The organism is Nocardioides marmoribigeumensis (genome assembly GCF_031458325.1).
Taxonomy (GTDB): domain Bacteria; phylum Actinomycetota; class Actinomycetes; order Propionibacteriales; family Nocardioidaceae; genus Marmoricola_A; species Marmoricola_A marmoribigeumensis.
Genome location: NZ_JAVDYG010000001.1, coordinates 969837 through 993087, shown reverse-complemented (window position 1 = coordinate 993087; position 23251 = coordinate 969837). Strand labels below are relative to the sequence as shown.

The window sequence follows — 23251 nt, the reverse complement described above, 5'->3', positions numbered from 1 at the left end:
GTGACCCTGAGACGACCCCGTTCCGAAGACCCGATCGTCGAGACCGAGACGTGGTTCCTGCGTCACGGCATGCCCTACTTCGTGCCGGCCGAGCGCGCCCAGGTCCGGGCCGCGCTGGCGCCGCGACGGTTCGTGCCCCTCGCAGCGATCGCGGTGCTCGTCGGGCTCGCGGTCGGCGGGCTGCTGGCCTGGCTGTCCGGTGACCCCGCCGTCGCCCCCGCCTTCCTGCTGACGCTGGGGATCGGTGGCTTCGTGATCTACGGTCTCACCGCCCTGCGAGCGCGGCCGATCCTCACCTACGCGCTGTCCCAGACCGGCGGGAGCCTGCGGCGCCTGCTGCCGATGGCCACCCGCGCGTTGCCGCTGCTCCTGGTGTTCATGACCTTCCTGTTCATCAACGCCGAGGTGTGGATGATGAGCGCCTACCTCGACGGTGCCTCGCTCTGGGTCACGGTGCTGCTGTTCCTGCTGCTGGGGCTGCTGTTCTTCGTCACCCGCCTGCCGGAGGAGATCGAGCGGGCCGACGACGACCTCGACGACGAGCGCGTGGTGCTGGTCTGCCGCGGCACCCCGATGGAGGGTGAGGCGGCCCGGCTCGCCAGGCGCACGGGCGTCCTCGCCCAGGAGTCGCACGTGATCCGCTACGAGCGCGTCAACCTCACGCTCGTGCTGGTGATCACCCAGATGGTGCAGACGCTGCTGCTCGCCCTGTCGGTGTTCCTGTTCTTCCTGGTCTTCGGCGCCCTGACGATGCAGGAGGAGATCGTCAAGGCGTGGGTCGTCGATGCGGGCGTGCACAACCTCGAGTGGCTGCCCAACGTGTCGGTCGAGCTGCTCCAGGTCTCGGTGTTCCTGTCGGCGTTCGCCGGGCTCTACTTCACGGTCTTCGCGGTGACCGACGAGACCTACCGCAACGAGTTCTTCACCGGCGTGGTCGCCGAGCTCGAGCGGGCGATCGCGGTCCGGGCGGCCTACGTCGCGTCCTACCGCGACCGTGGCCGCGCCGTCGACGCCGAGGTCGACGACCAGGCCACCCGCCGGCTGCCGTTGGAGTGATGGCGCCGCAGGCACGACCTCCCCGAGGTCGGTGGCCGCTGTCCACCCGTGTCGCGATCGCTGCGGCCTCCGCCGCGGCCGCGCGCCGCCGGCCGACCGCGTGCTCGTGGTGCTGTTCGACCAGATGCTCCCGCAGTACGCCGACCAGTTCGACATGCCGAACTACCGCCGGCTGCGCGAGGAGGGCCACAGCTTCGACCAGGCCTACCTCGGCTACATGGCCTCGGAGACGGTCATCGCGCACAACGTGCTGATGTCCGGGCTGCTGCCCAAGCACATGGGCTACACCGACGAGGCCTACCGCGACTGGGGCAACGTGTTCGGCAAGGGCGCTCGGGGTGTACGACGCGGGCGCCGGAGCGGGTGCTCCGGACACGGTCACCTACTCCTCGCCGAGCGCGGCGATCGCGCCGCTGGAGGCTGACGGCAACCTGCAGTTCTCCGACCAGTCGACCGCCGTCGAGTCCTGGCTGGTCGACCACCGGCGCAGCAAGGCCCAGCAGGGCGCCGACCGGATGCTCGAGCTCCCCGGTGTCATCGCGTCCTACTGGCGCGAGGGCAGCCACTACCGGCTGCGCGGCACGGCGTCGATGTCACCGTCGGAGCACGCGTGGTGGGCGGCCCACGGGCAGGAGATCGTGGACTCGATGGCGGCCCCGGACGGGCCGGACGTGGTCGGGCTGCTGCACGACCGCACCAGCTACGGCGTCTACGGCGACCACGGCGGCGCGCAGGAGTCGGTGCAGCGGGTGCCGATGGTCTTCTGGGCGCCGGGCATGACCGCCGACCGCACCACGGAGTCCTTCCGCACCCCGGACGTGCTGCCGACGATCCTCAAGGCGATGGGGATCGCACCGACCGCGTCGATGGACGGCAAGGCGCACGCCCTGCCCTGACCAGCGGTAGGGGGTGCGGCGGCCCTGCGGACCGGCACGATCGCGGGTCGAGGTCCCGCCCCAGGCGCGGCCCGGCGGGGGACCGGTCGATGTGCCGGTCCGGGTGGTCGGTCCAGGAGACGACGAAGGGCCGCGGTCACCGCGTGGTGACCGCGGCCCTGGGTCTCGGGCCGATCCGCGCCGGGTCAGGCCTTGGGGCCGGAGGTGGTGCGGAGGTAGGGGTAGAACTCCTCCACGTCGTCGTACTTCTGCTTGGCGTCATCGGTGGACAGCGTCGGCGGGACGATGAGCTTGTCGCCCTTGCGCCAGTCGACCGGGGTCGAGACGGCGGCCTTGTCGGTGGTCTGCAGCGCGTCGACGGACCGGAGGATCTCGTCGAAGTTGCGGCCCACGGACTTGGGGTAGGTCAGCGAGAGGCGGACCTTCTTGGCCGGGTCGATGATGAACACCGAGCGCACCGAGGAGGAGTCGCCCTCGCCCTCGTGGATCATGTCGTAGGCCAGCGCGACCTTCTTGTCCTCGTCGGCGATGATCGGGTAGGCCACCGTGGTGTTGGAGTACTTCTCGATGTCGGGCTTCCAGCCGGCGTGCTGCTCGGTGGAGTCGACCGAGAGCGCGATGACCTTGACGCCGCGGGCGTCCCACTCGTCCTGGAGCTGCGCGACGCGGCCCAGCTCGGTGGTGCAGACGGGGGTGAAGTCGGCCGGGTGGGAGAAGAACACCACCCAGCTGTCGCCGGCCCAGTCGTGGAAGGACACCTGGCCCTCGCTGGTCTCTGCGGTGAAGTCGGGGGCGGTGTCGCCCAGGTGCAGGCTCATGATGACCTCGTCGTCCTCTCTGGGGTTGCGTGCACGTCGTGGCGGCCCACGACGTGCGTGAGCCGTATCTGCACACTGCCACTCGTCTTTGACCTCGACAAACCGCGGTCACGGACCGGACGGTCTTGGGGACCCTGCGCGGGCGTGCTACGCGAGCGCGTGCGCCCAGTCGGTGCGGTCGGTGCGGTCGGTGAACGTCAGCTCGACGGTGTCGCGGACGGGCCGGAAGCCGATGCGGGTGTAGATGCCGTTGCTCGTCGGGTTGGCCAGGTCGGTGAACAGGCAGGGCCGCACGCCCCGGTCGAGCAGCCGCTGGGAGAGGGCCGCGGTCGCGGCGGCGGCGTACCCGTGCCGCCGGTGCTGCGGCGGGGTGTAGACCGGCCCGACCCGCGAGGCGCCGAACACGTCGTCGTGGCCACCGACCGAGCTCACGACCTGCCCGTCGACGCTCCACACCCAGAACTCGCCGGCGCGGATCCGGCGCAGCGCGGCGTCGCGGTCGAGGTCGTCGTAGGCGCGGGCGCTGCCGTCCCGGCCGGCCTGGACCTCCGCGTCGTGCTGGAAGCCGGCGAGGTGGTCGACGACGACGTCGAGGTCGGCGGCACCGGCGCGACGCAGCTCCCCGGGGACGCCCGCGGGCGGCTCGATCGCAGGGGCCTCGAACAGCCGGGACCACACCAGTGCGCGGGACCGGGCGCCGGTCAGCGCCGACCACCCGGCGGCGAACGCCTCGCAGGCCTCCGTCGCACCGGACGCCCCGCGCACGTCCTCGCAGCGCTCGTGTAGGGCGCGGGCCAGGGCGCGCGCGTCGCGGTCCGGCATCGGCAGGAGGTACGGCGGGAAGGGGGTCGGGCTGCGGAAGGCGCAGCCGGTGACCTCGGACCCGGTGCGGGAGACCGCCCACCAGCGGGGCCGGTGGGGCAGGGGGACACCGTCGGCCCGGTCCCGCCGGTCGGCGAGCGTGGCGGTGGCGAGCACCGTCGAGACGACGGGGTCGGCCCGCAGGTGGTCCTCGGCGACGGCGAGGAACGCGTCGGGGTCGTCGTAGAGCTCGATCAAGAGGTCGTCACCGTCACCGGCACACCGTTGAGGGCGGCGTTGCCGGAGACGTCGAGCGCCTCGGGGTCCGTGAGGTCGTTGATGCTGACGCCGGCGACGCCGTTGGAGTGCGACAGGCGGGTGCCGGGGGCGCCGTGGCCGTAGCCGTGGGGCAGCGACACCACCCCTGGCATGACGTCCTCGGTCGCCCTGACCTCGACGGCGACCTTGCCGACCCGGGAGCTGACCTGGACCACGGCGCCGTCCTCGAGGCCGCGCGAGGCGAGGTCGGAGGGGTGCATCAGCAGGTGGTGGCGGGCCTTGCCCTTGGTGAGGCGCTCGGTGTTGTGCATCCAGGAGTTGCAGTCGCGCTGGTGGCGGCGGCCGATCAGCAGCAGCTCGTCGCCCGCCGGGGCGGCCAGGGACGAGCGCACGCGGGCGAGCACGTCGAGGACCATCGGCTGGGCGAGGTCGATGCGCTTGTCCGTGGTCTTGAGGCGACCGGGCAGGCGGGGCTCGAGGGGGCCGAGGTCGACGCCGTTCGGCGACTTCTTGAGCGCGCGGACCGACAGCTTGGCCGGGCCGCGGCGCAGCAGGAGGTCGACCATCACGGTGGGGGAGGTGCGCAGCCGCAGCTCACGCTTGGCGCGTGCGCGGAGCCCGGACTTCTTGCCGGTGCGCGCCTCCCGCCTGGCCACGAGCCCGAGGGCGAGGTCGCGCATGATCTGCCAGTCGTGGCGGGTGCCCTTGGCGGGCTCGACGACCGCCGGGGTGAAGCGGGCCGTGTTGCGCACGGCGAGGGCCTGGAAGACCAGGTCGTAGTGGTCGCGCTCGAGCGCCGACGTCGGCGGGAGGATCACGTCGGCGTGACGCGTGGTCTCGTTGAGGTAGAGGTCGACCGCGACCATGAAGTCCAGCCCCGCGAGGGCCTCGCCGAGCCGCCTGCCGTCGGGGGTCGAGAGCACGGGGTTGCCGGACATCGTGAGCAGCGCCCGCACCTGGCCGTCGCCGGGGGTGAGCATCTCGTCGGCCAGCGTCGCGACGGGGAGCTCGCTGCTGGACTCGGGCAGGTCGCGCACCCGTGAGCGCCAGCGTCCGTGGCCGCCTCGGCCGATCAGCCCCTGGCCGATGATGTCGAGCGCGGGGGAGGTGAACATCGCGCCGCCGGGGGAGTCGAGGTGCCCGGTGAGGATGTTGAGCGCGTTGACCGCCCAGGCGCAGACGGTGCCGAAGGGCTGGGTGGACACGCCCATCCGGCCGTACGCCGCAGCAGCGTCCGCACCCGCCAGGTCCCTTGCCAGCTTGACGATCACGTCGGCGTCGACCCCCGAGACCGAGGCGGCCCACTCGGGGGTGAAGCCGGCGACCGCCTCGCGGACGCGGTCGACCCCGTCGACGTACTCCGCGGGCTGGGTGAGGTCCTCGGCGAACAACGTGTGGACCATCGCGAGCAGGACGGCGGCGTCGGTGCCGGGGCGCACGAAGTGGTGCTCGTCGGCGACCCGTGCGGTCTCGGTGCGGCGCGGGTCGAGGACGACGAGACGGCCGCCCCGCTTCTGCAGGTCGCGCAGGCGCTGGGGGAAGTCGGGGACGGTCCACAGCGAGCCGTTGGAGGCCATCGGGTTGCCGCCGAAGACCACGACCAGGGAGGAACGGTCGATGTCGGGGACGGGCAGCAGGAGCTGGTGGCCGTAGAGCAGGTGGGCCACCAGCTGCTGGGGCAGCTGGTCGACCGAGGTGGCGGAGTAGGTGTTGCGGCTGCGCAGCGCCTTGGTGACCTGGCTGCCGTGGGTCATCGCGCCGAGCGAGTGGACGTTGGGGTTGCCGAGGTAGACCCCGACCGCGTCGTCGCCGTGCTCGTCCTGCACGTCGGCGAGGCCGGTCACCGCGAGCTCGATCGCCTCGTCCCAGCCGATCTCGTGCCACTCGGACCCCACGCGGCGGATCGGCTTGCGCAGCCGGTCGGGGTCGGTGTGGATGTCGGCCAGGGCCGTGCCCTTGGGGCAGATGTGGCCGCGGGAGAGGGGGTCCTCGGGGTTGCCCTTGATGCCGGTCACCCGGTCCCCCTCGGGGCTCCGCTCCACGGTGAGCAGCACCCCGCAGATCGCCTCGCAGAGGTTGCAGACGCCGTGGACGGTCTCGGTGCTGGTGGCTGCCATGGGGGCATCCTCACACGGGCTCGTTTTCACTAGGTACCTAGTGAAGTTGTCACTCCCCGAGCGTTGCAACGCTCGGGAAGTGACAGGTTCGCCGCTACGGCAGGTGCTTGAGCGCCTCGCGGCGGGACAGCGGCGAGAGCCGGTCGCCGAGCCGTTCGACCTCGGCGCGGACCCAGTCGGGGTCGGTGCGCGCGTGCTGCCGCAGTGCCCAGCCGACCGCCTTGCGCAGCCAGAACGAGTCGTCGTCCACGTTGGCCTCGATGGCGAACCGCAGCAGATCGAGGTCGGTCCCGGGGCCGCGGTGGAGCTGGCAGATGACGGAGGTACGGCGGAGCCACACGTCCGGCGCGACCGCCCAGTCCCGCATCACCGGCGTGACGGCGACCGGGTCCGTCGTCAGCGCGGGCCCGACCACGTGGGAGGCGGTCTCGTCGACCAGGTCCCACCACGCCCCGGTCACGACGAGGTGCCGCGCGAGGCCGAGCACCCGGGCGTCGAGCCAGCGGCGATCCGACCGCGCGACGGCCAGGGCGGCGTACCTCTCCTCGCGGAACGCGGCCCCGTCCCACAGGTCACGGACCGTCGCCTCCCACTCCTCGCGGGAGGTCAGTGGGTGGTCGCGGAGCGCGTCCGTCACCAGCGCCCGCACCGTCGGGAGGCTCACGCCGTGGAACGGCAGCTCGGACTTCATGTAGTCCCGCTGCCGCTGCGCCCGCTCCGGATCGGCCCGTGAGGCGAGCTCGCTCAGCACGGTGTCGACCAGCCCCATGGGAACGATCCTGGTGTGTCGCCTCTCGCACTACCGCGTGATCCGCAGTAGTGTGCAGCGCATGGATACCACCCAGCTCCTCAAGGGGGTGCTCGACCTCGCGGTGCTCGCGGTGGTCGACGACGAGGACGGCTACGGCTACGACGTGGTCCGCCGCCTCCGCACGGCCGGGCTCGGCGACGTCGGCGACGCCTCGGTCTACGGCACGCTGCGGCGGCTCTACTCGGCGGGCGCGCTGACGTCGTACGTCGTGCCGAGCGAGTCCGGACCGCACCGGAAGTACTACGGCATCACCGCCACCGGCAAGGCGCAGCTCAAGCGGCAGCGCGAGGACTGGGACGCCTTCGCCACCTCCGTCACCACGCTTCTCTCGAACGCCACAGGAGCCACCCGATGAACGAGCCCACGATCCAGCTCGACGTCCGTCCCGAGGTGGAGGAGTTCGTCGCCGCGGTGCGCCGCCACCTCGCGGACCTGCCCGCCGAGGAGCGCGACGACCTCACCGAGGGACTCGCCGCCGACCTGTCCGACCTGGTCGCCGAGCAGGGGCCAGATGTCCTGGGCGACCCCGCGGCCTACGCCGCCGAGCTGCGCGCGGCTGCCGGCCTCACCCCGCGTGGCCGGCTGCGCCCCCGCGGCAGCCTGACCGACCTGCTCGACGACGCCCGCGACCGCACGCTCGGCGTGCTGCACCGCCCCGGTCTCGCCGGGGTCGGGGGCTTTCTCGAGGCGGTGCGTCCGGTGTGGTGGGTGGCCCGCGCGTGGGTCGCGGTCCAGCTGCTGGCGATGCTGAACGGCGGCCGCCCCACACCCGTCCCGAGCGTGGAGGGGCCCGCGGTCGGCTTCCTGCTCCTGGTCGTGGCCGCGGTCCTGAGCGTCCAGCTGGGGCGCGGGCGGCTGTGGCCGCGTCGTCCTGCGTGGGTGCGGCTGACGATCGTGGGGCTCAACGCCTTCGCGGTCCTGTTGACACCGGTGGTGCTGGGGCAGTTCCCCGCGTCGGGCACCTACGACGTGCACGACACGTCGTACCCCTACGTCCCCGGCCTCTCGCTCGACGGCACGCCGGTGCGCAACGTCTACGCCTACGACCGCGACGGCAAGCCGCTGGTCGGGGTGCAGCTGTTCGACCAGGACGGCCAGCCGCTCGAGCTCGACGCGGGCTATGTCTACGACGCCACGGGTGCCGACGTGATGCCGTTCCCCTGGTACGCCGAGGGGGGCCGCTACAGCGAGGCCTACAACGTCTTCCCGCTGCCCGAGCGCACGCAGTACGACCAGTTCGAGGCGCTCCCGGGAGCCTGGCACTCTCCCCGCCCGCCGCGGCTCGTGCCACCGCCGCTGGTCGCCGTACCTCCCGTGACGCTGCCGTCGATCGAGGCCGGCGAGAAGGCTCGGGAGAAGGCGGCCGCGACGAGGAGGGCCGGTCGCTGAGGGGTCAGGAGTCGATGCGGATCGAGTCGAGCACCTGCTGGAGCTCGGCGCGGTCCGCGGCCGAGGTCGCCGTGCGGTAGGACGACAGGAACACCTGGTGCCGGCCGTCGACGTCGACGATGTGGGCGGTGTAGACCGAGTCCGGGAGCAGCACGAAGTACTTGTCGGCCGGCACGCTCTTCCAGATCTGGAGCCCGTCGACACCGTCGAGGGTCAGGCGGCAGCCGCCGAGGTCGAGCCCCTTCGGCACGCGGAGCTCGAGACGCACCGCGGGCCGGCCGCCGATCGTCGTCCGCACCGGCTTGCTCACCCGCGGTCCCGGCTGGTGCCGCAGCGCCGCGACGAGGGCGTCGGTCCCCGGGGCGACCTTCTTCACGACCTCGCTGCGGTGGCACGCGTCGGCGAAGATCTCGTCGACCACGACGGCATAGAAGCCGTGCTCGGTCTTCTCGCTGGTGGTGCCGGCGTAGACGTGGCCGTACTGCGCGGTCCAGCCCTGCGGGAACCGCACCGTGAAGTCGACCGCCGACCACGGGGAGCGCGGCACCCGGTAGGTCCCCGGCTCGATCGGGACCCCGGTGTCGTCGTACGCGAAGTCGGCGGTGCGCGGGCCGGCCCCCGACATGGTGCGGGGCGGGTCACCGCCGCACGCGGCGAGACCGAGGAGGACGGCGGCGGTGACGACCAGGCGAGCGTTCATGTCGTGACGACTCCCGACGGCCGGTCCGCGTTCCCACGGGCCGCCGTACGCTCGAGGTGTGGGCAGCGCGGACCGCACCGGCCCGCCTGACCCGGGTGGGCGTCTGACCTGCGATTTGGGTCTCCCCGAGGGGCGTTGGTAGTCTCTCCAGGTTGCCGTCTGAACGGCCGCGGATCGAGAGTGCCCGGGTGGACAAGCCCCGGCGCGCCGCGCAACGAGACCCCCATCGAGGAGAACGCCTTGTCGCAAGGTACCGACGCTGAGACCAAGAAGAAGATCGCTGCCGAGTACGCCCTGTCCGAGGGCGACACGGGTTCCCCCGAGGTCCAGGTCGCGCTGCTCAGCCACCGGATCGCCCACCTCACCGAGCACCTCAAGCAGCACAAGCACGACCACCACACGCGTCGTGGCCTGCTGCTCCTCGTCGGCCGTCGTCGCCGCCTGCTCAACTACATGCAGAAGCAGGACATCGAGCGCTACCGCTCGATCGTCGAGCGACTCGGACTGCGTCGCTGAACTTGCCGGAGCGGCTACCCCTCACGGGTGGCCGCTCCGACTACGTTCGGCCCTGTCCCGCACCCGGGACGCCCCACAACTGAAGATCCATCCACCAGGAGCGAGCCGAATCGTCGGCCCGGTCCTCGGTAGTGGCCCTCGGGTGATCACATCCCCCGCAGGCCTCGATCGAAGACCGGCCGTTCAGGTCCACCGGGACCCGGCTCCACGAGCACATGGCTCGTCCAGCGCGTTCGCGCTCGCTCCTCTGCACGAAGAGGAGTTCCCGTGGAGGAACCTGTCATCTCCGCCGTCGAGACCGTTCTGGACAACGGCAAGTTCGGCACCCGCACCGTCAAGTTCGAGACCGGCCTGCTGGCCCGTCAGGCCGCCGGCTCCGTCACGGCCTACCTCGACGACGAGACGATGCTGCTGTCGGCGACGACCGCCGGCAAGCACCCGAAGGACCACTTCGACTTCTTCCCCCTGACGATCGACGTCGAGGAGCGGATGTACGCCGTGGGCCAGATCCCCGGCTCGTTCTTCCGGTCCGAGGGTCGTCCCGGTGAGGACGCGATCCTCACCTGCCGCCTGATCGACCGCCCGCTGCGCCCGACCTTCAAGAAGGGCCTGCGCAACGAGGTCCAGGTCGTCATCACGGTCTTGGCGCTCGACCCCGACCAGCCCTACGACGTGCTGGCGATCAACGCCGCGTCGATGTCGACCCAGCTCTCCGGCCTGCCGTTCTCCGGCCCGGTCGGCGGCGTGCGCGTCGCGCTCATCGAGGGCCAGTGGGTGGCGTTCCCGTCGCACAGCCAGCTCGAGCACGCCGTGTTCGACATGGTCGTCGCGGGCCGCGTCACCGAGTCCGGCGACGTCGCGATCATGATGGTCGAGGCGGAGTCCACCGAGACCGCCTGGGACCTGATCCAGTCCGGCGCCGAGGCGCCGAGCGAGTCCGTCGTGGCCACCGGCCTCGACGCGGCCAAGCCCTTCATCAAGCAGCTGTGCGACGCGCAGTCCGAGCTGGCCAAGCAGGCGGCCAAGCCGGTGCAGGAGTTCCCGATCTTCCTCGACTACGAGGACGACGTCTACGACGCGGTCGAGGCTGCTGCCTCGGACAACCTGGCGCAGGCGCTGACCATCGCCGGCAAGCAGGAGCGCGAGTCCAAGCTCGACGAGGTCAAGGACGCCGTCCTGGAGCAGGTCGGCCCGCAGTTCGAGGGTCGCGAGAAGGAGATCGGTGCGGCGTTCCGCTCGGTCACCAAGAAGCTCGTGCGTCAGCGCGTGCTGCGCGACAAGGTCCGCATGGACGGCCGCGGCCTGACCGACATCCGCGACCTGCACGCCGAGGTCGAGATCATCCCGCGCGTGCACGGCTCGGCGCTGTTCGAGCGTGGCGAGACCCAGATCCTGGGCGTCACCACCCTCAACATGCTGACGCTGGAGCAGAAGCTCGACACGCTCAGCCCCGAGAAGACGCGTCGCTACATGCACAAGTACGTCTTCCCGCCGTTCTCCACCGGTGAGACCGGTCGCGTGGGCTCGCCCAAGCGTCGCGAGGTCGGCCACGGCGCGCTCGCCCGTCGTGCGCTCCTTCCGGTGCTGCCGACGCGTGAGGAGTTCCCCTACGCGATCCGCCAGCTCTCCGAGGCGATGGGCTCCAACGGCTCCACCTCGATGGGCTCGGTCTGCGCCTCGACCCTGTCGCTGCTGCAGGCCGGTGTGCCGCTGCGCGCCTCGGTCGCGGGCATCGCGATGGGCCTCATCTCCGACGAGGTCGACGGCAAGACGGAGTACGTCGCGCTGACCGACATCCTCGGTGCCGAGGACGCGTTCGGCGACATGGACTTCAAGGTCGCCGGCACCCGTGAGTTCGTCACCGCGCTGCAGCTCGACACCAAGCTCGACGGCATCCCTGCCGAGGTCCTGGCCGCGGCGCTGTCGCAGGCCCGTGACGCGCGCATGGAGATCCTCGACGTGATGGCCGAGGCGATCGCCGAGCCGGCCGAGATGAGCCTGCTCGCGCCGCGCATCATCACCGTCAAGATCCCCGTCGACAAGATCGGTGAGGTCATCGGCCCCAAGGGCAAGGTGATCAACCAGATCCAGGACGACACCGGTGCGTCGCTGTCCATCGAGGACGACGGCACGATCTACATCGGTGCGACCAACGGCGAGGCTGCCGAGGCTGCCCGCCAGGCCGTCAACGCGATCGCCAACCCGACGATGCCCGAGATCGGCGAGCGCTACCTCGGCACCGTGGTCAAGACGACGAACTTCGGCGCCTTCATCTCGCTGCTGCCCGGTAAGGACGGCCTGCTGCACATCAGCAAGCTGCGCTCGCTGGCCGGTGGCCGCCGGGTCGAGGCCGTCGAGGACGTCGTGTCCGTCGGCCAGAAGATCCAGGTCCAGATCGCCGAGATCGACGACCGGGGCAAGCTGTCGCTGATCCCGGTCGTCGAGGAGTCCGCTGAGGGCTCCGACGACGCGGCTGACGCCACCGACGACAGCGAGTGACCCGCGTGCCTGCACGGTTCACCGAGCAGGCGCCGGGCACCACCCGCACCGTTCTGAAGGAGCAGGACTCCGCCGGCACCGTGGTCTCCACGGTCCGGCGGAGTCTTCTCCCCAACGGCCTCCGCGTCATCACGGAGGCCATGCCCGGTGTCCGGTCGGCCAGCATCGGTGTCTGGGTCGGCACCGGGTCGCGTGACGAGTCGCCCCGGCTGTCCGGGGCCTCCCACTTCCTCGAGCACCTGCTCTTCAAGGGCACGCCCACGCGCTCCGCGCTGGAGATCTCGGCGTCGATGGACGCCGTCGGTGGCGAGTTCAACGCCTTCACCGCGCGTGAGTACACCTGCTTCCACGCCCGCGTCCTCGACGACGACCTGCCCCTTGCGGTCGACGTGCTGGGGGACATGCTCTGCAACTCGCTGCTGCGTGCGCACGACGTCGAGGCCGAGCGCGAGGTGATCCTCGACGAGATCGCCATGCACGACGACGACCCGGAGGACGTCGTCGCCAACCTCTTCTCCGAGGCCGCCTGGGGCGCCACGCCTCTCGGTCGCCCGGTCGGTGGGACCGCCGAGTCGGTCTCGGTGCTGACCCGGTCGCAGATCCAGCGGTTCTACCGGCGGCACTACACGGCCGCCAACATGGTCATCGGCGTCGCCGGCAACGTCGACCACGCGGCCGTCGTACGCCGGGTGAAGCGGGCGTTCGTCTTCCCGTCCTCCGAGGCCGCCGCTCCGATCTCGCGGCGGCCGGCCACGCCGTTCAAGAAAGCCGTCGGTCGCACCCTCTCGATCTCCCGGCCGTTCGAGCAGTCGAACGTCATCCTCGGCTTCAACGCGATCGGCCGCGAGGACGAGCGCCGCTACGCCCTGGGCGTGCTGTCGACGATCCTCGGCGGCGGCTCGTCGTCGCGGCTGTTCCAGGAGGTGCGCGAGGAGCGCGGCCTGGCCTACTCCGTCTACTCCTACCCGGTCCACACCGCCGACTCCGGCGCCCTGTGCGTCGGGCTGTCGTGCCTGCCGCGCAAGCTCGACGAGGTGCTCGACGTGGTCCGCGCCTCGCTGGCGGCGCTCGCCGCGGATGGCGTGACCGAGGAGGAGCTGGCCCGCGGCAAGGGCCAGCTGCGCGGGGGACTGGTCCTCGGCCTCGAGGACTCCGCCTCCCGCATGTCCCGCATTGCGAAGGCCGACCTGCTGTACGGCGACCTGCCGGGCATCGACGAGACGCTCGCCCGGATCGAGGGCGTGACCCCTGGCGAGGTGCATGACCTGGCTCGGGAGCTGTTTGCTCAGCCGGAGATCCTCGCGGTCGCCGGCCCGCGCCGCTGAGCCCGCGTCCTACCGCCCACTAAGACTCACGCGTTTCAGTGGGCTGGCGGGTCGGTCCACGATCGCGGCCACCTGATCGTGCAGTTCGCCGTACCCTCGCGATGTGATCGGCGCGCAGACAGCTCGGATGAGGTGACGCGGTGCTGCCCACGCCCGAATTCCGCGCACTGATCGAGAAGAAGGCTGCGTGGCCCGTCGAGCAGTACCTCCATGGCCGGAGGAACGGCGAGCTTCCAACACTCCAGGTGAAGCGGTTCATCGAGGGAATCATCTCGGCTGACTATCACGGCCGGACGCTGATCGAACTGATCCAGAACGCGCACGACGCGCACCCGAAGGGCTCCGAGGACGGCCAAATCCGCATTCTCCTCGATGAGACCGAGGGAGCGTGCGGCACGCTCTACGTAGCCAACGGCGGGCTCCCGCTGTCCGAGGCAAATTTCAACGCAATCGTGTCAGTGGCGCTGAGCGACAAGCCCCCGAGCGAAGGAATTGGCAACAAAGGCGTCGGCTTCAAGAGCGTCCTGCAGTTCAGTGACCGTCCCGAGGTCTACAGCAAGGCGGCCCCCGAATCGCACAGTTTCGATGGGTTTACCTTCCGCTTCGGCGAGCCGGAAGACTTCGAGCGGGTGGCGAACGGAATCGACGCGGACGCGGCCGAGTTGGCCGACAACATCTCAACGCTCACCCTGACCTTCCCGCTCGAGTCGGCTCCGGTGAGGGTCGTGGAGCTGGGCGCCGTCGGGTTCTGCACCGTCATCCGGCTTCCGCTGAAGTCGAGGCGTGCCTTGGCCAATGCCCGCGGCGAGCTTGATGAGGTGTCCGGCAGCGATGTCCCTTTGCATCTGTTCCTTGACCGGATCGAGACCATCGAAATCCAGGTCGTCGGCGACGATGCCCCGGATCCTGTCAGCCTCACCCGCCTCGTGGACGACCTAGCCCCCTCCCACGGGGTGAGTACCGCTCTCCTGCAGGACGGATCCGAGTTCATCGTCGCCCGCCGCACTGTGGCAGAACGTAAGGTTCTCGACGCCATCACCGCCACTCGCGAAGCGGGCGCCCACCTGCCGGGCTGGGATGCGTGGAAGGGCGATGCCGAGGTTGTCTTCGCCTTGTCGGCTGGCGACTCGTTGGAGTCGCCTCGGCTCTACAACTTCCTGCCAATGGGAGAGCAGGTCACGTGCCCCCTTCCCGCCTACCTCCAAGCGCCGTTCTTCTCCAGCCTCAACAGACGTTCACTCGACGAGGACTATCCCATCAACGCGCTCTTCCTCGATGAGGCAGCGGAACTGGCGGCCGACCTCTTGGTCGCGGCGACTGAGGGTGATCTGGACCTGCCTGACGGGACGCTCGTCGATGTCGCCTGCTGGTCGGTCGGAAGCCTGACCAGGCTGAAGAAGGCGCTCACTCTGCGGAGTCGGTCGCTAGACGAGATGCCGATCCTGCCATCGCGGGTTCCAGGGTCCAGAGTCTCGGTCGCCAAGGGGTCGCTTTGGCAGCCCGTCGGCAAGCGCTTCAGCCCGGAACGGCTCGAGGCGGAGCAGCTCGGGGTCCTCGTCTCCCCACACCTGGGAGCGGACCGGCTGACGCGGGTCGAGCGACTGGCTTTTGCGCTCGGGCTCGCGGAGACCTGGAAGCCCACACGACCGATGCTGGTGTCCTTCGCCGAGACCTGCGCTGCAGGCCTTCTCCGCGAAAACGTCAAGGCCAAGGTCTGGGCCAAGTTCTACGACGAGCTGGCCGTGGGCCTCCCCGGACACACAGGACTCGCCGGAGCGCGCATCGTGATCGGAGCGGACGGACTGCTTGCCGCCAACGGAGCGCCAGGCCAGCCGACCGTGTTCTTCCCACCCGCACGTGGCGACATAGGAACCCGGAGGCAACCGCCTGCGGCAGTGACGGGACGCCTCGCTTACGTACGGGACGACATCCCGTGGAAGAGAGACCAGAGCAATCGGCCCGGAAAGGAGTGGCTGGGGGGATGCGTCGCGGAGTTCGGAACTGAGGACATCCTCAAGGTCGTTGCCGAGGTGATGGACGAGGCCGATCTGACGGACGAAGGGCTGGCGCAGGCGCTCCTCTACGCCTTGGATGTCTGGCGGCAAGCTCGGAGTCCGCTGGGAGAGGAGTCGTTCCCCACCACCCCGTTCCGCGTCCCTACGCGATCGGGCTGGATCTCGGCCGACGCTGCTTTCTTCGGTCGCGGCTGGGGCGGCGAAGAGGAGTGGGTAGATGATGCACTCGCACGTCTGCTCCGCGAGACCGGCGACGTGCCCGAGCTGCGGGCCGTCTCCGAGTCGGTCGTCCTCGCCCCCGAGGACTGGCTCGACGACCCCTCGCTGCGTGAACTCATGCGCACGTTCCTGGAGCGAGCCGGCGTCGTGCACGGCCTGTGGCCCGTCGAGCCCGCCCATACGCCGTGGAAGCAGTCGGGTCACCTCCTCAACCATCCAGCGACGATCGCACCGGCCCAGCTGCCTTTTTGGGTGACCGCCGAGATCCGCGCGCAGTGGCTAGGTGCGGCGGATAAATGGACGCGGGAGAAGGCCACTTACACCGGCGTCCCCTACGACCTGGTGAGCAACGCGATGCTGCCCGGGCAGCTCGACTGGCCGAGCTTCTCGCTTGCTGTTCGTGACGTGTACGGCGAGCTGGTGCTGGCGGGCCTAGACCGTTGGGAAGATGACGTCTTCGACGCCGTGTTCTACCGACGTGCGAGCGCCGACCGGTGCCGATGGCCGTCGTTCCTCACGACGTTCTTGGTATCCGAGGCCTGGTTCCCTCAGCGCGAGCCCAACGACCGCACGACACCGAGCCTCGTCAAGCTCACCGAGGCCTGGTGGGTGAGCGAGGACCTGCCCTCCTATCTGCCGTCGGCCGCGACCCATCTCCGTCGCGTCATCGGTCCCACTGCCGTTACGCGCCTGCGCCGACTCGGGCTCCGTCACTGGGACGCCGCCGATGCCGCTGTCGATCGGATCGACCACCTGGCGGACCTGATCGCGGCAGCGGGGTCGTGGGTCCGTGGGACCCGTGCCGAGTACGAGAGGAGCTGGTTGCAGCACCTCGCTCAGACCGAGAGCGGCTCGAACACCCGCAGGCCTCGAGGCGTTCTGGTCGAGCGCGAGGCGCAGGTCGAGATCGCCGATCTCACCGCGGACGGCGAGCCGGTTTACTACGCGGTGCCTGACCTCCCCCAGGCGTCGCTGCTGGCGTATGTACCGCTTGCGCGGCTCGGATTCTCCGACCGACAGTTGTCCAAGCGTGTCGGAGACTTCCTCGCCTCGACCGTGTCACCCCGCTTCCGCTCAGTCGCGGACGCCGAGATCGCCGTCAGATTCACCGATCCTGCATTGACAGGACCGGTCCTGGAGGTCATCGGAGACTGGTTGGAGACCCTCGTGCTGCTCGTGCTCTCCCACCAGCAGGGGATCGCGCGGCGGACCGATCGGCAGCTGGAGAGGACGGCCCTCGATCTGCGCACTACACGGATCGCGCTGGTCGACACGTTCTCCACGTCCGTAGCAGGACACGAAGTCGAGGAGACGACCAGGCACATGTCGTGCTTTGTCGAACAAGACGACGGCACCGGGCTGGTGCTGGTTCGCGGTGGATCCGGCCAGAGCCGAGTCAAGCTCGCCGAGATCGCCGCCGAGGGTATCTGCCAGGCGATCGGTGCATCTGGGGTGTTCAAGGACCTCCGGCTCGCCCTCATAGACCTGCAGTCGCTAGTGCAAGGCGGCACCCCTTCTCTGTCGGACCTCGCGGACGCCCTGGGGCTACACCTGGCGGACGTAGAGATCGCGAACGCAGAGCGTGGAGGAATCCGGCCAGACCTGTCGGTGCTGGTGGCGGTGCTTGCTACAGTCGCCCCCGAGCTGGCTGAGGAACTGCGCGAGAGCAGCCACGACGACGACCGTGCAGAGCTGGAGATCTGGCTCAGGGCGAGGCTCGGTGCTTCGACCGGAGCTGACGCGGCCGCACTTCTCGGTTATGCCGACAGCGGGCGCGTCTGGGGACCGGTCGAGGACGGGATCGTGACGCTGGCCGACGCCAACGCGGGCCTCAAACTTCTCGGGTTCGAGCCCCTGTCGAACGGCGACGCGCACGGCCGCGCCTTCTCCCACTACCTCGCGTCTCGGCGATCCGCTCTCCTCGACGAGCTCCGTGACCGATTCGCGGAGCGGGTCGCGGCCGACCCCGCCGCGATGGCGTCGTACGTGGAGCTGACCGGGCTGCCGGAGCTGCACGCCGAACCCTCCTGGGCCGAAGAATTCTGGCACCTCCCACCCGAGATCATGGCCACCCACACGGACGACTGGCTGGAGAGAGTTGCCGGGCCACCAGCGAGCAGCAGCCTGCCGCCGGTCGAGGAGCTTCGGGGACGCCCACTGACTCAGCCGCTCACGACGTCCCGCGACTCCGTGCTCACCTGGTGTGAACTCAACCAAGCCACGGTGCCGGCTCCAATCGACGTCGCCTCAGTCGCCGCGCAGATCAGGAGCTCCGGCTTCCTGGACTTCGCCGAGCGAACGTCCGAGGAACTCGTCGGCTGGTTGCATGAGCACGGCTACTGGCCTCACGACATGCCCCGCACGTTGAGCCAGAAAGACCTCGGCATCACACAAGACGACCTCAAGCAGGCCAGAGAACGAAGGCGAGCGGCCGCAGAGGACGAGAAGCGCCGCAAGTCGGCCATCGAGTACGGCGGCGACACATTTACCGGCGAACCCGACGATCTGCTCCGACTTGACGAAGCGATCGCATCCCGCCTCTCGGTGGCCTCACTCGGCAGCCTGCCGACTCTGGCCTCGTTGAACGAACTGTCCGAACGATCGCCCAAGGACCCGAGCAAACCAACGAAGCCGATCCGCGCGTCGTCGCCTCCTCCAGAGAAGATCCAGAACATCGGCCTTGCCGGCGAGTTGTTCGCGGCCCACTGGATTGAGGCGAACTTCGGGCTGCTGCGCGAAGAGACCTGGTGCTCGGGATATCGCAACGACATCCTCGGCGGACTGCTCGGCGACGACTCCCTCGGCTACGACTTCAGCGTTCCCATGGGCGAGGTGACCTACCTGATCGAGGTCAAGGCCAGCACGGGCGACGACACAATCTTCAGTCTGCCGGAGGTTGAGATCACGCGAGCGCTCGACCTCGCGCCGCACGAGCAGTACACGATCCTGTTTGTAGCCAATGTGCTCACCGATGAACTGCGCACCTTCATGTGGCTACCCAATCCACTCGGAAGTCAGGCTCGGCTCTTCCGCAGGGAGGGCAGACAAATGAAGTTCAGGTTCGACCTCGCAAACGGCTGATCCGCAACAACGTGGCAGCATCACCTCGCCGCCTGTCGGCGTCGGGTGACTCACCGGATCTGCCGAGAGCAGATACCCCCCTCGGCGACACCCCGCATGCAGCACGCGCCTGACCACGTCGCGGCCGGCAGGTGCTGGCACGCTGGCCTGCATGGGGGGACAACGCCAACCACTGTTCGATGACTTCGAGCGAACCGACGCCACGCCATCGACCCACCAGGAGTCGACCTTTGAGTTCCTCAACCGCATCGCGGGTGACTACTGGGAGCACCCTCGCGCTCTCATGCAGGAGTGGCTCGATCACATCCCCAGCGAGCAGGAGCACAACGACCTGCGCCAGCGGTTCCGGTCCCGCGACGACGAGCAATTCCGCAGCGCGTTCCTCGAGCTCTACTTGCACGAAAGCCTCGTAAGGGCTGGGTACAGCGTCACCATCCATCCCAAGGTTCGGGGCACCAGGCGCCGCCCGGACTTCCTGGCAGAGCGCGACAACCTTCGGATCTTCATCGAGGCCGTGGCGCCCGGCTCGACTCCGGCCGAGAAGGCGGCAGCGCAACGCCGAGCCGTGCTGTTCGACACGGTGAATCAGTTGGGCGACCCCAACTTCATGCTGTGGCTGGACGAGCTCGAAGAGGGGGCATCGCCACCCGCCTCAGCGCGCCTTCGGAAGGACCTCCGACGCTGGCTCGCGGAGCTCGACCCCGATGCCCCCTGGGATGCGGACGCAGCACCGACGCGTCGATGGGAACACGATGACTGGGCGGTCAGGTTCAGGGCGGTTCCCAAGAAGCCCGATGCCCGAGGCACGGGGCCGAACGACCGGGCGATCGCTGTCTACGGGCACACGGGTGTCGACTTCATCGACGACGCACCGGCGATCAAGAAGGCCCTAGCCACGAAGCACCACGAGTACGGGGACCTCGGAACGCCGTTCATCATCGCGGTCGGCACGTATATCCACGACAGGGACCGTTGGCACAGCAGCAACGCTATGTACGGACACGTCGCCGTTCAGATCGACGAGGCGCCCGACGGTTCAATGGTCACCCGGGAAGTCCGGCGGCCAGATGGCTACTTCGGCACGCCACCGACCTGGACCAACCGCAACGTCTCTGGCGTTCTTCTCGTGAATCAGCTCATGCCCTACTACGTGCAGCGCGCGGAGACGACCCTGTGGCGGCACCCGAACCCGATCCACGAACTTCCCGAAGCGGTTGGGTTTCCTGGCGACACGCTCAGCATTGCCGACGGCACGCTGGTTGAGGTCACAGCCGCCACGAAGGCGGACCAGCTCTTCGGACTTCCGGACCCTTGGCCACCAGGCGAGGCTTGGCCCGGCGACCAGTAGGCCCAGGAGAGATTGACCCGCTCGAAGGGCTTTCGATTCATCCGTTCACCAGCGCGGGTGTAGCCGCCGCGTGCGTCAATCCGCCGCGAGATGGCGTGGCCTGGAGTCCGCCTCACGGGCGTCTGTCGGGGCATGTGTCACCGAGTTCAGGCTTCCCGCACGCCCTCATCATCGGTAGTCGCATGGAGCTAGTCGTCACGCGTGAACACAGTGACCTCGGACAGGCCAGCCCTAGGGATAGGCGCTCGAAAGCAGCCGTCGGTGTATCGCGACTTTGCTTGTTCACCATCCGGAAGATCCGTGTAATCAGCCTCAAAGCCGCACGACTGCGGATCGTAAGTTTCGACTCGCAGGCCAGCGTATGAGTCGAGCAAAGTTATGGACAGTTGTTGGACTTGGCCCAGGTCTCGCGCCACTTGCTGCGGGACCTGTAGTGCCTCAGTTGGCTGCACACGCAGGGTGGTCACCTGTGCATCGCTGTCATGTCTTGTCCAAACGGATACCGTGCGGGCCTTACCCCAGTTCTGGTAAATCGTGCCCGAGATGGCGGCGCCATTGTTTACACACACGAGCGCTACGTCGACACTGCGGTCGAACCGCAGCGTCAACGTGTTCCGGTCAACGCTGTTGTAGTACAGCGCCTGATGTGCGTCGAAACTCTCGGGCCGAAGTGGTGGAATCCAAGTGCTTCCCAGATACCCGTCTGTCGCGTTTGTCGGAGAGTAGTCAGGCGATGACAGCGCCTCACCGTCGGGGTGGACGAGTTCGCGCGGCACTTCGGTGAGTCCGCGCGGGGCGTCGCATGTGGGATACCTACGAGTCACAAGCTCGGCCAGTTGGTCTCGCGAGACGAACGTGAATAAAGCGATGAGACCAGCGGTGACGAGTCCACTGAGCACCCCGGTGACCACGCCTTCCGACATGCTGCCAGCTTCATCGCGACGAGATTTACGCACGCTCATAAGACGAAAGATAAGTGTCCAGGAGCGGATGAGTCGGGACCTCATTCGGCTGGCCAAAGAACGGGACCCATTTGCTGAGCGGGTTTGTACCAACTTGTCAGGGTGCCGCCGCCACCACGACTTCGCCGCCAGGTCTGGACGCGTGACAGTACTGAGGCATCCAAGACGACGGTGAATGACTCTGATTCGAGCCGCAAGCTGCGACATCCCGCCGCCTTGTCGTCCGGACTAGGTCGACCTTTCTCGGGGCGCTCAGCCCTGACTGCGCGCCCAGGGACTAACTTCGGCCGATAAGCAGTGGATCATTCATCTGATCGGAAAGCGAGGGCCTCGATGGCCGAGGGGGGCGAGGACGGGAGTGGCATTGGTACGCGACTGGCGGCGTTAGGCAGGTTCGCTTCCGCGATCCGCGAGACGGTGCGATTCGGCCCGCTAGCTTGGGATGCTGACCTTCCAAACTTGCGGGGGCTTACAGTCAACAACTGTCTTCGCCGACAGACCGACGCGCTGCAAGGGGCGGTCGCTCTAGGACGAGCAGGGCATGGTCACCTCGCCGTTTCGTTAGTGCGCGCGTACCTTGAGGAGCGACTCTGGATCGCACTGCTATCTCGGATGAGCAGCAGCGACGCCAACTCGCTGCTTCTAGCCATGGGTCGGTGGGACGCGATTCGCTCGCTTGTAGCGCAACGAGACTATGTGGGCGATCGGGTCATGTCGCTGGACTTGTGGTATCCACCGGGCTTCGTGGATGCACAAGCAGGCACCCTCGTGCAGATCAGGGATGAACTGCGTCAACTCCGCACCGCTTGGGGATGGCAGGGGACCCTTCCGTCGACCGCGTGGGTCGCCAATGAAGTCGGCCTTCGAGATGAGTACGAGTATCTGCACTCCGCTACGAGTCGAGCAGTCCACTTTTCCGCTGGGGAGGTTCTAAGGCGCTGCTGGGGCGCACCCGGTGGGATCCTGGTTACGGAGAAGCCAGAGTTCCGCGACCACATAGCTGAATTCGCGTACGACCAGTTGTGGCGGCAGCATCTTGGAACGCTTGTTGAAGCCGCCGAGCTACTTGAAGAGGCTTCCGTTGCGGTTCCTGGCAGCTTCTTCTCTGAAGACGACCGAGTTGAACTTACGAGAGAACTCCAGGCGCTTGGAAAGGTCCCGCTCGTACATGCTCACGAGTGGAACCTCCAGCCTCCCCCGCTCGGCACCCGGCTCGCCTGGGCGGCTGTGCTCCTCAGCCACGGCGACGGCATTTCCGACCCGACCTAATGCCTGCCCGACGTGCACCGACCAGCGTCACTGCGTCTGCCGCGCGTCTCGGTCCATGATGCTGACAACCCACAAGTAGGTGAGATCCCAGAGGACGCGCGGGATCCAGGAAGCGAACTGGCATAGGGTCTCAGCCGTGGCGAGCCTTCTGTCGCGCGAACGCGGCCCATTGGTCCCTGTCACGGACCCCATCTATCACTACACGTCCTCGGGCGGCATGATCGGTGCCTTGCGAGCCCGACGTCTCTGGGCCTCGCAGGCCACCAGCATGAACGACCACGCTGAGATCCTTCAGGGCTGGAAACTCATCACCGAAGTGATCGATGACCTGCTATCCGCGCACCCGGGAGATGGCACTCTGACCTGGTTGAGGGACTGGGCTCGGGATCCTTTGGACAAAGTTCGACACGTCTGCATTCTCTGCGCATCCCTGCGGGGCGACGACGCGAACCAGTGGCGCCTTTATGGAGGGGCCTCCCGTGGTTATGCCATCGAGTTGGATCCATCTGCACCCCTGGCTGCAATCGCGGATGGAGGGAGACCTCCAGCTGCCAGTCCGCATCCCGAGCGGATAGAGATCGACTTCGATGTCGTCTTCGTCGCTCCCTGGCTGAGAGTCGTATACGACCCTCGTGAGGTGCAACTAGCCGTTACAGATCTATGGCGCGCCATGACCACCGCCACACCGCCGCCCCCAGACCCGACTCTCAGCTCTGCTGAGCAGGAGCAGGAGCACGACGTCTGGCGGAGCGAATTGCAGGCGGTGGCAATAAGCGACCTAGCGACTCTTGCCCACCTTGTGAAGACGGACGGGTTCTCAGGCGAGCACGAAGTGCGAACAGTGGTGACTCACCTGCTGGGCGCCGATTACATGAAGTACCGGCCGACGGATAGCGGGATTGTCGCTTATCGCGAGTTGGGGCGGTCGCCCGACGGTCATGACCTCAGTCACCCGTACTTCCCTGAAAGGGCATCAAACTCATCGCTACAACTACCGGTGCGGTCAGTGCGACTCGGCCCCTTGGCCCCGGACGGCCACGAAGAGACCGTTGAAGACTTCCTCGCCACTGTGGACCTTGAAGGTATTCGAGTCATGCGCTCGACGGTTCCGCTGCGCTAGGGCCTGGTCGTGCCACCTCGGCGCGCCAAG

The 23251-nt window shown here is 68.4% G+C and carries 18 protein-coding genes; 12 read left to right on the top strand and 6 right to left on the bottom strand.

Going from position 1 to position 23251, the window contains the following annotated elements; translation table 11 throughout:
- From J2S63_RS04775 to J2S63_RS04765, 3 genes are all read left to right on the top strand, one after another.
- Positions 1-1056, top strand: a complete 1056-nt coding sequence (locus tag J2S63_RS04775; RefSeq protein ID WP_310299318.1) for a hypothetical protein — start codon at positions 1-3, stop codon at positions 1054-1056.
- A gap of 100 nt (positions 1057-1156) precedes the next feature.
- Positions 1157-1480, top strand: a complete 324-nt coding sequence (locus tag J2S63_RS04770) for an alkaline phosphatase family protein (RefSeq protein WP_310299316.1) — start codon at positions 1157-1159, stop codon at positions 1478-1480.
- Complete coding sequence (locus J2S63_RS04765; protein WP_310299313.1) at positions 1395-1952, top strand: alkaline phosphatase family protein; 558 nt, start codon at positions 1395-1397, stop codon at positions 1950-1952. Before J2S63_RS04770 ends, J2S63_RS04765 begins: the two co-directional genes overlap by 86 nt.
- 185 nt (positions 1953-2137) lie before the next feature.
- On the opposite strand, the gene J2S63_RS04760 is transcribed toward J2S63_RS04765, so the two are convergent.
- The 4 genes from J2S63_RS04760 to J2S63_RS04745 form a co-directional block, all read right to left on the bottom strand.
- Positions 2138-2770, bottom strand: a complete 633-nt coding sequence (locus J2S63_RS04760; protein WP_310299310.1) for a peroxiredoxin — start codon at positions 2768-2770, stop codon at positions 2138-2140.
- 147 nt (positions 2771-2917) lie between these two features.
- Positions 2918-3829, bottom strand: coding sequence for a GNAT family N-acetyltransferase (locus tag J2S63_RS04755; RefSeq protein WP_310299308.1), 912 nt, complete (start codon positions 3827-3829; stop codon positions 2918-2920).
- Positions 3826-5967, bottom strand: a complete 2142-nt coding sequence (locus J2S63_RS04750) for a molybdopterin-dependent oxidoreductase (RefSeq protein WP_310299307.1) — start codon at positions 5965-5967, stop codon at positions 3826-3828. Before J2S63_RS04750 ends, J2S63_RS04755 begins: the two co-directional genes overlap by 4 nt.
- Before the next feature lie 94 nt (positions 5968-6061).
- Positions 6062-6736 carry a DNA alkylation repair protein gene (locus tag J2S63_RS04745; RefSeq protein ID WP_310299304.1) on the bottom strand — a complete coding sequence of 225 codons (675 nt, stop codon included), beginning with the start codon at positions 6734-6736 and terminating at the stop codon, positions 6062-6064.
- 61 nt (positions 6737-6797) lie between these two features.
- On the opposite strand from J2S63_RS04745, the gene J2S63_RS04740 reads away from it, so the two are divergent.
- On the top strand, positions 6798-7133 hold the full coding sequence (locus J2S63_RS04740; protein ID WP_310299302.1) for a PadR family transcriptional regulator: 336 nt from the start codon (positions 6798-6800) through the stop codon (positions 7131-7133).
- Positions 7130-8167 (top strand): hypothetical protein, encoded by a 1038-nt coding sequence (locus J2S63_RS04735; protein WP_310299300.1) that lies wholly within the window; start codon positions 7130-7132, stop codon positions 8165-8167. Before J2S63_RS04740 ends, J2S63_RS04735 begins: the two co-directional genes overlap by 4 nt.
- A 4-nt stretch (positions 8168-8171) precedes the next feature.
- On the opposite strand, the gene J2S63_RS04730 is transcribed toward J2S63_RS04735, so the two are convergent.
- Positions 8172-8867 carry a hypothetical protein gene (locus J2S63_RS04730; RefSeq protein WP_310299297.1) on the bottom strand — a complete coding sequence of 232 codons (696 nt, stop codon included), beginning with the start codon at positions 8865-8867 and terminating at the stop codon, positions 8172-8174.
- Positions 8868-9107: 240 nt separating this feature from the next.
- Here J2S63_RS04730 and rpsO point away from each other — a divergent pair, with 240 nt between their 5' ends.
- From rpsO to J2S63_RS04705, 5 genes are all read left to right on the top strand, one after another.
- Positions 9108-9383 (top strand): 30S ribosomal protein S15, encoded by a 276-nt coding sequence (rpsO, locus tag J2S63_RS04725; protein WP_310299294.1) that lies wholly within the window; start codon positions 9108-9110, stop codon positions 9381-9383.
- Between the two features lie 267 nt (positions 9384-9650).
- Positions 9651-11882 (top strand): polyribonucleotide nucleotidyltransferase, encoded by a 2232-nt coding sequence (locus J2S63_RS04720; protein WP_310299292.1) that lies wholly within the window; start codon positions 9651-9653, stop codon positions 11880-11882.
- A gap of 5 nt (positions 11883-11887) precedes the next feature.
- Complete coding sequence (locus J2S63_RS04715; RefSeq protein ID WP_310299289.1) at positions 11888-13207, top strand: M16 family metallopeptidase; 1320 nt, start codon at positions 11888-11890, stop codon at positions 13205-13207.
- Positions 13208-13347: 140 nt separating this feature from the next.
- A complete protein-coding gene (locus J2S63_RS04710; protein WP_310299286.1) occupies positions 13348-18522 on the top strand; it encodes a sacsin N-terminal ATP-binding-like domain-containing protein in 5175 nt (1724 codons plus the stop codon).
- Positions 18523-18673: 151 nt separating this feature from the next.
- Entirely contained in the window at positions 18674-19870 is a 1197-nt protein-coding gene (locus tag J2S63_RS04705) for a hypothetical protein (RefSeq protein ID WP_310299283.1), read from the top strand.
- A 188-nt stretch (positions 19871-20058) separates the two neighbouring features.
- Here J2S63_RS04705 and J2S63_RS04700 read toward each other — a convergent pair whose 3' ends face one another.
- Positions 20059-20832, bottom strand: a complete 774-nt coding sequence (locus J2S63_RS04700) for a hypothetical protein (protein WP_310299280.1) — start codon at positions 20830-20832, stop codon at positions 20059-20061.
- 612 nt (positions 20833-21444) lie between these two features.
- Here J2S63_RS04700 and J2S63_RS04695 point away from each other — a divergent pair.
- Both J2S63_RS04695 and J2S63_RS04690 read left to right on the top strand, forming a co-directional pair.
- Positions 21445-22101: a hypothetical protein gene (locus J2S63_RS04695; protein ID WP_310299276.1), complete on the top strand. Its 657-nt coding sequence runs from the start codon at positions 21445-21447 to the stop codon at positions 22099-22101.
- A gap of 136 nt (positions 22102-22237) precedes the next feature.
- Entirely contained in the window at positions 22238-23221 is a 984-nt protein-coding gene (locus J2S63_RS04690; protein WP_310299273.1) for a hypothetical protein, read from the top strand.
- Positions 23222-23251 lie beyond the last annotated feature (30 nt).